Genomic DNA, 13082 nt, shown 5'->3' with positions numbered 1-13082 from the left:
TTTATGCAAATTTTACAAATCTCTGATTCATCTTTTACATTTTCTTGAAATAATAAACCCGTTATGAGATAAGGGGGTATCTATGAAGAGTAAAGTTTATGCGTCTTCTTCTTTCCTGTGGGGAGTTCCTCTTGAAGAATTATTTCGTGTTGTTCATGAGTGCGGTTTTTCCGGCATTGAAATGTGGGCGCAGCAGTTTTTTGACTGCGGCTATGATGAAGAAGAATACAGACGGCTTGCCGAGTTTTATCATCTTGGCACAACGGTTCACAGCGTGAGCTGGGATTTAAACTTATCTTCTATCAACGATGCAGTCCGGGAAGCATCTATTGGACAGGTTAAGGAATCTATTGAACTGTGCAGACGAATCAATGGGGAAGATGTAACCGTTCATCCGGGTCATATGACGATGACGTGTTTCAAGAAAATGAGTATCGAGCTGATGCGGGATTCTCTTTTGCAGATTGCGGAGATTTCAAAGCAAAGAAATGTGCTTGTTTCCCTTGAAGTCATGGAGAAGGTTAAAAAAGAATTCGTCACGAATGCAGAAGCCATGAAACAGGTAACCGGTTCTCTGTCCGATTTCTTCACGTATACAATTGATGTAGCACACTGCGACAGTACGGTAGAAATTGATGAACTGGCTTCTTCACTGCCTTCTTATTCGAAGTTCCATATCAGTAACCGCAAAGGCAAAACTTATCACACGTCCCTTGATGACGGAGATTTTGATTTTCGCTGGCTGTTGCCCCGCCTTCTGCTTGCTGGTAAGAAACTGGTACTTGAAGGATACGACGATAGTCCCAATCGTACAAAATTGTGGCATAATGCAGCCTATTTAGCATCGATTATTCCCGATGCAATGACAACATCAGCAGAAATTATTATGAACCATTTTAATGCTTAAAGGAGTGGAAAGGATATGAAATTCTTGGGTAAAAAAACGATGGCACTCATTCTGGCCAGTTTGATGGCTGTGGGAATGGCCGGCTGCGGCGGCAAGGGAACTGATAATAAGGCTGCCTCTAATGATAAGGGCAAACCTTCCGGCAAAATTGTGTTGTACACGTCTCAGCCGAATGCGGACGCTCAAAAATTGATTGCTGCTTTTAATAAGAAATATCCGGATGTGAAAGTCAGCGTCTTCCGTTCCGGTACAGAGGAAGTCATCAGCAAAGTCATGGCAGAAAAGGAAGCAGGCCAGGTACAGGCCGATGTACTGCTCGTTGCCGATAACGTGACATTTGAGTCCTTGAAATCCAAGGATTTACTCGAAGCTTATGACTCTCCGGAAGCCAAAAACATTCCATCCCAGTACGTAGATAAAGATCATATGTATGCCGGGACAAAAATTATTACGACCGGTATCATCGTCAATACGACCCGTACGAAGGAAAAGATTACGTCTTTTGCCGATCTCGTGAAACCAGCTCTTAAAGATGAAGTGACCATGCCGAGCCCGCTGTATTCCGGTGCTGCCGCTTACAACCTGGGTGTGCTGACCCGTACCAAGGGTATCGGATGGGATTTCTACAAGAACCTGAAAGCCAATGGCGTCAAGGTTGATAAGGGGAATGGCTCCATTCAAAAGGCAGTAGTTGCCGGCGATAAGGCTGCCGGTATCATCGTAGACTACATGGTGATGCGCTCCAAGAAGAACGGCGCTCCTGTCGAATTTATCTATCCGGCTGAAGGCTCTCCCTATGTAACCGAACCGATTGGCCTCTTGAAAGCGTCCAAGAATAAAGCGGCTGCCAAGGCCTTCATCGACTTTATTCTGTCCAAGGAAGGCCAGGAGGTAGCTGCCGGCATTGGCTATACTCCGATTCGCGAAGACGTCAAGGCTCCGGAAGGTCTTAAGGGTGTCAAAGATATCAAACCGATTGCTGCTAACCCTCTGGAACTCTTTAAAGAACGTGAAAATGATAAGAAACAATTCAGTGCACTGTTTAATCAATAAGTAAGGAAAACGTTTATGATTCACCATAATCAATTGAAAAACCGCATCGGTACACTGCTTTTTTATGCAGTAATCTTTCTCTTCTTTGTGGCTCCGATTCTTCGGCTAATTATCATGAGCTGCAAAGGACCGGATGGCTATGGACTGCAGAACTTTGTGGTCCTGCTCCATGAGCCGCGGACGCTCAAAGCCATTATTAACACGCTTATCATTGCGGTAGGGTCATCCGGCATTGCGACAGTAGTTGGCACGTGTATGGCTTTCGTCATTGCTTATACGAATTTTCGGCACAAACATCTCCTTGAGATGCTTGTGCTGATGCCTTTTATTATCCCTTCGTATATTACGACCCTTTCCTGGGCCGGAATAATTACGAAAAGAGGCTTGATTAACAGGACTGCTGCAGCGCTGGGCCTCGGAACCATCAATATTTATTCCATCGGCGGCATTTTGTTTATTGTCGGTGTCTGCAATATCCCGATTGTTTACCTTTCCGTGACCCACACGCTGCGGAAGATTCCAAAAGATCTGGAATGGGCCTCGCGTTCCTGCGGGTTCAGTATTTTGAAAACCTTCTGGAAGATTGATGTACCGGAAGCCATGCCGGCCATCATGAGTGGAGCCGTCCTTTCTTTTCTGGCGGCTATTGACAATTTCTCGGTACCGGCATTTCTAGGGATTCCGGCCGGGATTCCCGTGCTGAGTACCTATATCTACGAAAAGGCAATCAGCTTCGGCCCACAGTCGTTCCCGCTCGCGGCAGCGCTTTCGGTACTGCTCTGCGCAATTGCCATCGGCGGTACGCTGCTGGAAGTCCTGGTTCGTAAGGGCGGCGCCATGGAAAGTATCAAGGAGGATTTTTCTCCACGCGTTTATATCCGTGAAAGCCGCCGCAAAGCTGCGGAAGTGATACTGCTCCTGGGGTGGGGGCTTTTTGATATGATTCCTCTCCTTGTGATGGTTTCCAATGCATTCCTTAAAAATTACGGGCTTGCCATTACTCGGCAGAATTTGTCCGTTGATAATTTTGAATTTGTCTGCACCAATACGTCCGTTCTTTCGTCAATCAGCAACAGCCTGATCCTGGCAATGGTCACGTGTACGTTGTGTATCCTCATTGGAACGGCGATGGCCTATCTCAAGGTGCGGCGCGGCAATCATGCCGTAGTCATCGGAGAAAAATGCGCGGCCATGACCTATGCCATTCCAGGTATTGTACTGTCTCTATCGATGATCTTTCACTGGACAGAACCGCTGCCCGGAATTCATCCGGGTATCTACGGAACAATCAACATTCTGGTGATTGCGTACCTGACGCGCTATTTGATTCTGCAGATCAAGGGGAGTACGACAGCACTGTTATCCGTCAATCCGGAACTTGAAGAAGCCGTTCGCTCCTCCGGAGGAAATTTTCTGATGACCTGGCGCTTTGTACTGATTCCGCTTTTGAAAAAGAATGTCCTTTCCAGCTCTTTCCTGATTTTTGTATCATCTCTGACGGAGCTGACCCTTTCTTCCATGCTTGCCAGTGCAGACACGAAGACCATCGGTCTGACGATCTTTAATTTCCAGCAGGGTGGGGAATACAGCCTTTCGGCTGCTATGTCCACATTGATAGTTGCCATGATCCTGGTGGGCTATGGGATTGTAAATTTTAGCGCTGTGCTAAAGAAGGAGAAGATTGAAAGTGAGTTTGTTTCTGGAACACGTAACGCAGCAATTCGGGACAACGCTGGCGCTTAACGATATTAATTTAACAATCAACGATGGTGAGTTTATGGCCATTCTAGGACCTTCCGGGTGCGGCAAGACGACGCTTTTGCGAGCCATTGCCGGATTTCAGGAGCCGACTTCCGGTATCATTCGGATGGACAAGGAAATTTATTCCGGTAAAGGACGTATGGTACCGGTGGAAGACCGCAATCTCGGAATGGTTTTCCAGTCTTTTGCTCTCTGGGCCCACATGACCGTGCGGGAGCATGTGGAATTTCCGCTCAAGAGTAAACGCTGTCAGTTTCTGTCTGCGGATGAAAAAAAGAAAATGGTAGACAGGACAATCAATGCCATGGGACTCACCGCTTATGAACATCGTTTTCCCAGTGAACTTTCCGGCGGACAGCGTCAGCGCGTTTCTATGGCGCGGGCTATTGTCAGAAAACCTTCCATTCTCTTGATGGATGAACCGCTGAGCGCCCTGGATGCAGAACTGAAAATCAGTATGCGTAAAGAAATCCAGGATCTTCACCAGCGTACGGGTGCTACGGTTATCTACGTCACTCATGACCAGAGTGAAGCACTTGCCATGGCGGATCGTATTCTTGTTATGCGCAGCGGCCACATTGAGCAGCTCGGAACACCGGAAGAAATCTACTGCCACCCGAAAACAGAATTTGTAGCGACCTTTGTCAGCAAGTGCAACCTTGTGCAAGGTCATTGGAACGGTGATGCCTTTTCTGCCGACGGATGTCCGGTTACCTATGACGGGAAGGAAATTTCTGGTGTGTTCCGTCAGAAAGGCATTTTCCCCGTGCGTCCGGAACAATTCAAAATTTGCTTTGAAGGCAGCGGTCTTGATGCCGTCATCACCAATAAGCAATATAGCGGCAGGGAAATTCAGTACTCACTGCTTTGCAATCATCGTAATGTGACGGTTTACGCATCCAGCCACGAACAGTTTAAACTGGGAGACCAGGTTAAACTTGTGTATATTGCCTAAGGAGGCTTTCGCATTGAAACTGCTTTTTGATATCCATACACACACCACGGCAAGCGGTCATGCGTTCAGCACGCTGAAAGAAAATATCGAGGAGGCCAAAGCAAAGGGACTGCTGGCTTTCGGTACCAGCGACCATGCACCGGCCATGCCGGGTGCTCCCGGCCCGATTTTCTTTAAGAATTATAAGGCTATTCCGAAGGAAATCATGGGCCTTGCCATCTATACGGGCGTAGAAGCCAATATTTTAGACTTCCAGGGCCGCCTCGATCTTGAAGACGAAATGCTTGCACGCATGGATTATGTCATTGCAAGCCTTCATATTCCCTGCATCAAAGCAGGAACCCGTGCGGAAAATACCGATGCGCTTATCGGGGCGATGCAGAATCCTTATGTAAAAATCATTGGTCATCCCGATGATGACCGGTACCCGCTGGACTACCCGAAGCTTGTCGAAGCGGCTGCTCGTTACAAGGTGGCACTCGAAGTAAACAGCAGCTCCACATCGCCGCGTACGGGCAGAAAGAATGCCGATAAAAACATTCCGGCTTATCTGGAGCTGTGTAAGGAATACAGGATTCCTGTCATCGTAAGCAGTGATGCTCATATCTGGAGTCAGGTGGGAAACTTTACCACAGCGGAAGCGATGCTTAACGCTGTCAATTTCCCGGAAGAATTAATTCTTAATACAAGATTGTCAGGTCTTGATTACGTTCTGAATCAATCAGAACGCTTAAGAGAGCTATAAATAGCAAACGGTTTCTGCCGGTGTCTTGTAGAGTTTCTTTAAGTGCGGGACAAGGTAAAATACATAAGTTTGCCTCGTCTCGTGCTATAATACTTTGCGGCAGTAAAAGCTGCCTCATTCTGAAAAAAGGAACTCTTTATAGTTATGATCCATTACAAACAAGATTTAGTGAAAGCTCATTTTCTTTCCCGGCCGAACCGTTTTATTGCCTTATGTGAGCTTCAGGGCGAAACGGTTCGCTGTCATATGCCGAATCCGGGACGGATGTGGGAGCTTTTATTTCCGGGCGTTGTTATTTACCTTCGCAGGGCCGCGCAGTCGGGCCGCAAGACGCCGTATGACGTCGTGGGCATCGAACGTGACGGCGTACCGATTTTGATGGATACGCAATATAATAACGATGTGGCAGCTTACCTCGTCGAAAATAAAAAAATCCCCGGCTGGGAGTCCTGGAATCTGGTCCGCCGGGAAGTCACGGCAGGGGACAGCCGCTTTGATCTGCTGCTTGGCAGGGGCCGGGAGCTCTTTTATGTAGAAGTCAAGTCTTGCACGCTGTTCAGCCGTTATGGCGCTATGTTTCCCGATGCGGTGACCGAAAGGGGCCGAAAACATATTGCGGAACTTGCCGGGATGCATCAGAAGGGCATCCACACCGGTGTTCTTTTCCTTGTCCATTGGAACAAGGCGCGCTGGTTCCTGCCGGATTACCATACAGATCCGGAGTTTGCCAAAACTTTCAGGGATGCTGTCGGGGTATTGGACTGGAAAGCATTGTCCCTGCAGTGGGACAGTACGTTCACATTACCGAAAGTATGCGGTCTCTTAGGTTATCATCCGGAAATCCTGGACCGTGAAAACCACGACGGGGGCGATTACTTTGTGGTGCTTTCGCTTCCGGAAGATAAAGATATCGAAACGGGTTCACTGGGCAGCGTCCATTACCCGAAAGGATATTATGTCTATGTCGGTTCCGCGAGAAAGAATCTGGCGGCCCGTCTGGCACGTCATCAGCGTAAACGCAAGCACTTCCATTGGCATATCGATTACTTGCGTCAGAAAGCAAATATCGAGGCCCTCGTGCCCGTTCGTACAGCTGATGACCTGGAGGAAGACATGGCAGCAGCAGTGCGCCGCATTGCGGCCTTCCAAATTGAAGGATTTGGTGCCACGGATAAACCCTCTGCTTCTCATTTATTCGGTTTTCCCGATAATCCAATCCACCGTAAAGACTTCATGCAAGTCATAGAAGATTTCCGTATGAATCGATTGGATAATCTTAAAATCTGAATCTGTGGCAATTTAAAGCCGCAGCCTTTTTTACGCACCAAGCCCTCTTGTTTTCCCTGGAAATAAGAGGGAAGGACCGTAATAAAGCGTGGTAAACGCTTTCTGGCCACGGTGGGTGTTCAGTAAGATAACAGGAATTGGTAAATTAAAGATCCCAGCCACCATAAATAAGGAGCTGTGAAGAAATTTTATCAAAAAACTTCTTCACAGCCCCTGTTTTTATTTTTTATTCATTTTAGCCGCGAGGCCATACCATGCTGCCTCTCAATCAACTGGCATATCATACTTATCATTACTCACCAGCCACTCGTTTCACTAACTCCGGGAACGGCGACAAGACTCTCGGCAGAATGCCGTTCATATAGGCAATGGCAATGCCGTAATTGGTCATAGGTACTGAGTCAAGGGTCGCCTTATGCTGGCGATATTTGACTTCCTGCGGATTCAGCATGCAGGCACCGCAGTGTACGACCAGCTTGTAAGGCGTCAGGTCATCCGGGAATCCCTTGCCGCTCGTGAAATCAAATTGTGGGTTGACACCGGAAAAAGTACGGATCCAGTTGGGCATTTTAACCGTCCCGATGTCATTGCACTGACGATGGTGCGTGCAGCCTTCAGAAATGAGTACCGTATCTGAATCCTTCAGTTCCTTCAGAGCCAGAGCGCCTTCGATAAAGGAATCCAGCTGGCCTTTGAAACGGGCAAAGATAATAGAGAAGGAAGTCAGGAGTACCTCCTGCGGCACGATTTTGCTGACCTTGGCAAATGCCTGACTGTCCGTAATGACCATACGAATCCTATCTTTGTATAGTCGGATAACTTCCGGCAGTTCCTCTACCTGAGTCACGAGAGAAGTGGCGTGATAATCCAGGCACTCGCGGATGGTGCGCTGCTGCGGCAGAATCAGACGGCCTTTAGGTGCCGATTCATCGATAGGCACTACAAGCACCACAAGGTCACCCGGCTTCAGCAAATCACCAAGGAGAGGTTTCTCCACGATATCCTTACCAGCCATCGCGGCCAGTCTGTCTTTGAGTTCCGTGATGCCTTCATAGCGGGCCGCACTGACTACCATGATATGTCCCTTGTCTTCTTCGGGGATGGTCAGATTCTTTACCAGATCGGCTTTGTTAAAAATAATGAGGTAAGGTAATTTCCGTGCCCTGATTTCCTTTAAGATGGTCTTATCAGCGTCATTCATGCCGATAGAAGCGTCCACGACGAGGAGGGCTATATCAGTACTGCGCAGTACAACAAGGGCCTTCTCAATGCGTTTCTGCCCGAGAAGGCTGTCATCGTCAAGGCCCGGGGTATCCGTAATCAGCACCGGCCCCAGAGGAAGGATTTCCATGGCCTTGGACACAGGATCCGTAGTCGTCCCTTTCAAATCGGACACAATAGCAAGATTCTGGCCGGTCAGGGCATTGATCAAAGAAGATTTACCGGCATTGCGGCAGCCGAATAAGCCAATGTGAACGCGTTCACCGGAAGGGGTATCATTTAACGATGCAGGCATAATTAGCCTCCTTAATTTTAAAAAGAATTCTCCCTGATACTTCTTACTGGGAATAGCAGGGAGAAATTGTACGATAAAATTTATCAATTTTTATTACGCTTATTATAATACATTACAGTAGGTTAGAAAAGTGGAAATACCCGCGAAACAGCGTAAGATTTTCATGATTTTCTGAACGAATTTTCCTGTGAGTTCACATTTTTCTTTCAAATTAATGTTGAAAAAAATTGGACAATTCCTTTTTTTCGTGGTATTGTCATAGCCATGTAAGGAATACTAGACGCACTCAAATCGCAGCAAGGGATGTGGAATTACATGGATGCTATTTATGAAGCCGCGTTGGCAGCGCTTTTCCCGGGTCGGGATGCCATCTTTTTGGAAGATTTGCAGGCGCATTTCGAATCAGCACGGGAAGCCTTTTCGGCCGGCCCCGATGCTTTTCTGGCTAAGGGACTTTTGACTGAAAAACAGGCAGAAGCTTGCCGGGAGCGTTATGATTGTGACCTTCCGAGCCGTATCGATGACTACTGCCATACGCATGAAGTAAGAATCTGTGCTTACAGCGGCAGCGCGTATCCGGCGCTTCTCAAGGAAATCACAGCTCCGCCGCCGGTGCTGTATGTCAAGGGAGAAACACCTTCTCTCCGGGTGAGCCTTGCAGTAGTGGGTTCCCGCAAAGCTTCCGCCTATGGGATTGCCGCAGCGGGGCACCTTACAGGCAGTCTTGCCCGCGAGGGGCTTGTCATTATCAGCGGCGGTGCTTATGGTATTGATGCGGCAGCACACAAGGCGGCACTTTCCGCTGGCGGTAAAACCATCGCCGTCCTGGGCGGCGGGTTTGAGCATCTTTATCCTGCAGCCCATCGCGGATTGTTCCGGCAGATCTGTGAACATGGCGGAGCCCTGGTGACGGAATATGCACCTTGGGAAACGCCCAGATCCTATTATTTTCCGCAGCGTAACCGCATCATCGTAGGACTCAGCCGTGGCGTCCTTGTGGTAGAAGCCGCCGAAAAAAGCGGCGCCATGATTACCGCCCATGCCGCAGCCGACGAAAACCGTGAGGTCTATGCCGTACCGGGTCCCTATTACGGGGTCTCCCAGAAGGGCACTCATCGCCTTATCAAAGAGGGAGCACGGCTGGTAGATTGTCCGGAAGATATTTTGAAGGACTTTTTCCCCAGTCACGGGAACACTCCCGGGAGGATTGAGGAACCATCGCTTTTTGAACAGTTTTCCAAGACTGATCAAGAGCAAATCAAATCATTATACCAATGGATTGCCCAAAGCGGCGGACAGTCCATGGAAGCTATCAGTGAACATTTTCAATGGCCCTTTGCCGTAATCAGTATGCTGCTTCTCCGCATGGAGATTGCAGGCCTTGTTCGACAAGGACCGGGAAATCGATATCTCGCATTGTAGGAGGATTTCTATGACAAAGAATTTGGTAATTGTCGAATCTCCGACTAAATCAAAAACGATTGGCAGATTCCTGGGCAAGAATTATACCGTTAAGGCGTCGATGGGGCATCTCCGGGATCTGCCGAAGAGCCAGTTTGGCGTTGACATTGAAAATCATTTTACCCCTAAATATATCAATATCCGCGGCAAGGGCGAGCTGATTAAAGAGTTAAAATCCCTGGCTAAGAAAGCCGATAAGATTTATCTCGCAACGGACCCGGACCGTGAAGGGGAGGCTATTGCCTGGCATTTAAGTTTTCTTTTAGGCGTAAATCCCGAAGATTCTTGCCGTATTGCTTTCCATGAAATTACTCCGAAAGCAGTTAAAGAGGCTTTAAAGAATCCGGGACCGATTGATATGGATAAGGTAGATGCGCAGCAGACGCGGCGTATCCTGGACCGTATCGTCGGTTATAAACTGAGTCCTCTGCTGTGGCGCAAGATTCGCAAGGGCTTATCTGCCGGACGCGTACAGTCCGTGGCAGTCAAAATCATCTGCGACCGTCAGAAGGAAATCGATGCCTTTGAACCGGAGGAGTACTGGACTTCTTCCGTAACGCTCGCCAAGGACAGCAAATCGCAGAAATTTACGGCAGACGTCATCAAAAAGAACGGCAAAAAGCTTGAAATCCATAACCGTGAAGAAGCAGACGCTGTCACGGCGGATCTGAAAGCTGCCTCCTACGCAGTAAAAGACAGCAGCGTCAAGGACCGCATCCGCCGTCCGGCCGCTCCATTCACAACGAGCAGCCTGCAGCAGGAAGCTGTCAAACACCTGAATTTTACGACGCGTAAAACCATGATGGTAGCACAGCAGCTCTATGAAGGTGTCGCGCTGGGCCGTAAGACGCCTGTCGGCCTGATTACGTATATGAGAACGGACTCCGTTCATCTGGCGGCCGAAGCTTTAACAGAAATCCGCGGATATATCGAGAATGAGTACGGTTCGAAATATGTACCGCAAAAACCGAATTTCTACAGCAGCAAAAAGAACGCCCAGGAAGCGCACGAAGCCATCCGCCCGACCAGCGTCCTGAGAACGCCGGAATCGGTAGCTCCTTACCTGGACCGCGACCAGCTGCGTCTCTACACCCTCATTTGGAAACGAACCGTGGCCTGCCAGATGAGCAGCTCTGTCAGTGCCGTGACGACGCTCGCCATTACGGGCGGGGATTATGAACTTAAGGCTACCGGTTCAGTTGTTACCTTTGATGGTTTTCTCAAGATTATGGACAAAAAGGATCTCGAGAAGAATAAAAAGGTCCCTGACCTGCCTAAAGGCACGCCGCTCAAGCTTATCAGTGTCGATGAAGCGATTCAGCATTTTACGGAACCGCCTCCTTACTTTACAGAAGCGACGCTTGTCAAAGAGCTGGAAGATAAGGGAATCGGCCGTCCGAGTACGTATGCGGCGATTATCCAGACGATTCTGTCCCGCGATTACGTGACGAAGGAAAGTAAGAAAATCGTACCGACCGAGCTTGGCAAAACAATGATTGAAATGCTGACCCAGTATTTCAAGGGTCTCATCGATGTGCCTTTCAGTGCCCATATGGAAAGCGAACTGGATGCTATCAGTGAGCATAAGATGAGCAAGGAAGACGTGTTGAACGAATTTTATCAGCCCTTTGAAAAAGAGCTCGAAGTGGCAGAAAAAGAGATTCCCGTAGTCGAGAAAAAGGAAATCGTCACGGATATCAAATGCGAAAAATGCGGCCGCTTCATGGTCATCAAGGAAGGCCGTCACGGTAAGTTCCTTGCCTGCCCGGGATTTCCGAAGTGCCGGAACACGAAACCCATCTACGTCAAGATTGGCGTCCAATGTCCGGAATGCGGGGGCGACCTCATCGAACGTCACAGTAAAACAGGCCGGCTCTTTTACGGCTGTTCCAATTATCCGAAATGCCGGTTTACTTCCTGGGATAAACCGATCAATGAAAAATGCCCGGTCTGCGGCAGCATTATGCTGGAAGCAAAGGACCGCAGCGGAAAAGTTACGCACTACTGCAGCAATGAGGAGTGCGTGAACGGTCGTCCCAAAAAGAAAACGGGACGTGTTACGAAACGAGGTAAAAAATAATGCAGGTGCATGTAATCGGTGCCGGACTTGCCGGCAGTGAGGCTGTCTGGCAGCTGGTCAGCCGGGACATTCCCGTCATTTTGCATGAGATGCGTCCCGGCAAATCGGACCCGGCCCATCATACGGGATACTATAGTGAACTTGTCTGCAGCAATTCCCTGAGAGCCAACAATATTGAAAATGCCGTCGGTCTGCTAAAGGAAGAAATGCGGCACCTTAATTCCCTCATCATGAGAGAAGCCGATGCCCATCAGGTTCCGGCCGGCGGAGCCCTTGCCGTGGACCGCGTGGGGTTTGCCCAGGCGATTACGGAGTCCATTAAGTCGCATCCTCTCGTAACGGTTGTGGAAGAAGAAATTACTTCCCTGGACTTTCCGGAAGAGGATTATGTCATCGTGGCAACCGGTCCCCTGACTTCTCCGGCCCTTTCCGAAGCGATTCAAAAGACGGTCAATAAAGATTATTTTCACTTTTTCGACGCCGCAGCACCCATTGTGACACTGGATTCTGTCAATCTGGATATTGTCTACAAGGCCTCCCGCTATGGGAAAGGGGAAGCGGCTTATTACAACTGCCCCTTTACGAAGGAACAATATTTGAAGTTCTGGAAGGAACTTTGTCATGCGGAAGTAGCGCCCGTGAAGGATTTTGAACACGGCATGGTGTTTGAAGGCTGCATGCCCATCGAAGAAATGGCGCAGCGCGGGGAAGATACGATGCGCTTTGGCCCGCTGAAACCGGTTGGTCTGCCCGACCCGAGAACAGGGGAGGATCCCTACGCAGTAGTTCAGCTGCGCCAGGATAACGGGGCCGGCAGCTTGTATAACATCGTCGGATTTCAGACACACCTCCGCTGGCCTGAGCAGAAGAGAGTCTTTCGTATGATCCCGGGACTTGAAAATGCGGAATTTGTCCGCTACGGCGTCATGCACAAAAACTCCTATCTGAATTCACCGTTGCTCTTAAATGATGATTATTCACTTCGCGGCCGTGAGCATTTTTATTTTGCCGGACAGATGACGGGGGTCGAAGGCTATGTGGAATCGGCAGCGTCCGGTCTTGCCGCCGGAATTTACTGCAGCCGTGCCCTTGCGGGTAAGAAAAAGGTAGTTTTTCCTCCTGAAACAGCAATCGGGGCTTTGTCACATTACATCAGCAACCCTGAAGTGAAACATTTCCAGCCCATGAATATTAATTTCGGCCTTATTTCTCCTTGGGATGGTCCGCGAATTCGTAATAAAAAAGACAAAAATGCGGCAATAGCGGCTAAGAGTTTGAAAATTCTCGAAAATTATAAAAATTTGTTGCAGGAATGAT

10 protein-coding genes are annotated in these 13082 nt (G+C 48.7%); 9 read left to right on the top strand and 1 reads right to left on the bottom strand.

The window, feature by feature from the left end:
- Positions 1-82 precede the first annotated feature (82 nt).
- From LKE33_09400 to sfsA, 6 genes are all read left to right on the top strand, one after another.
- The gene (locus tag LKE33_09400) at positions 83-907 is read left to right on the top strand and encodes a sugar phosphate isomerase/epimerase (protein MCH3951130.1); all 825 of its coding nucleotides are present in this window, start codon (positions 83-85) and stop codon (positions 905-907) included.
- A 15-nt stretch (positions 908-922) separates the two neighbouring features.
- Positions 923-1960 (top strand): ABC transporter substrate-binding protein, encoded by a 1038-nt coding sequence (locus tag LKE33_09395; protein MCH3951129.1) that lies wholly within the window; start codon positions 923-925, stop codon positions 1958-1960.
- Positions 1961-1975: 15 nt separating this feature from the next.
- The gene (locus tag LKE33_09390) at positions 1976-3703 is read left to right on the top strand and encodes an iron ABC transporter permease (GenBank protein MCH3951128.1); all 1728 of its coding nucleotides are present in this window, start codon (positions 1976-1978) and stop codon (positions 3701-3703) included.
- Positions 3648-4676, top strand: coding sequence for an ABC transporter ATP-binding protein (locus LKE33_09385; GenBank protein ID MCH3951127.1), 1029 nt, complete (start codon positions 3648-3650; stop codon positions 4674-4676). The genes LKE33_09390 and LKE33_09385 overlap by 56 nt, the downstream gene beginning before the upstream one ends.
- Positions 4677-4689: 13 nt before the next feature.
- Entirely contained in the window at positions 4690-5421 is a 732-nt protein-coding gene (locus LKE33_09380) for a phosphatase (GenBank protein ID MCH3951126.1), read from the top strand.
- Positions 5422-5565: 144 nt separating this feature from the next.
- Positions 5566-6708, top strand: a complete 1143-nt coding sequence (sfsA, locus tag LKE33_09375; protein ID MCH3951125.1) for a DNA/RNA nuclease SfsA — start codon at positions 5566-5568, stop codon at positions 6706-6708.
- 292 nt (positions 6709-7000) lie between these two features.
- Here the strand turns inward: sfsA and hydF are convergent, their stop codons facing one another.
- Positions 7001-8224 (bottom strand): [FeFe] hydrogenase H-cluster maturation GTPase HydF, encoded by a 1224-nt coding sequence (gene hydF / locus LKE33_09370; GenBank protein ID MCH3951124.1) that lies wholly within the window; start codon positions 8222-8224, stop codon positions 7001-7003.
- 315 nt (positions 8225-8539) lie between these two features.
- Here hydF and dprA point away from each other — a divergent pair, with 315 nt between their 5' ends.
- From dprA to trmFO, 3 genes are read left to right on the top strand one after another with little or no spacing between them, the layout of a single operon-like run.
- Positions 8540-9646, top strand: coding sequence for a DNA-processing protein DprA (gene dprA / locus LKE33_09365; protein MCH3951123.1), 1107 nt, complete (start codon positions 8540-8542; stop codon positions 9644-9646).
- Positions 9647-9656: 10 nt separating this feature from the next.
- Positions 9657-11765 carry a type I DNA topoisomerase gene (topA, locus tag LKE33_09360; GenBank protein MCH3951122.1) on the top strand — a complete coding sequence of 703 codons (2109 nt, stop codon included), beginning with the start codon at positions 9657-9659 and terminating at the stop codon, positions 11763-11765.
- On the top strand, positions 11765-13081 hold the full coding sequence (trmFO, locus tag LKE33_09355; GenBank protein MCH3951121.1) for a methylenetetrahydrofolate--tRNA-(uracil(54)-C(5))-methyltransferase (FADH(2)-oxidizing) TrmFO: 1317 nt from the start codon (positions 11765-11767) through the stop codon (positions 13079-13081). Before topA ends, trmFO begins: the two co-directional genes overlap by 1 nt.
- Position 13082 lies beyond the last annotated feature (1 nt).

It is taken from the genome of Acidaminococcus sp. (assembly GCA_022482815.1).
In the GTDB taxonomy this organism is placed as follows: Bacteria; Bacillota; Negativicutes; order Acidaminococcales; family Acidaminococcaceae; genus Acidaminococcus.
The sequence above is the reverse complement of the archived record's forward strand: the minus strand, read 5'-3'. Positions and strand labels throughout refer to the sequence as shown.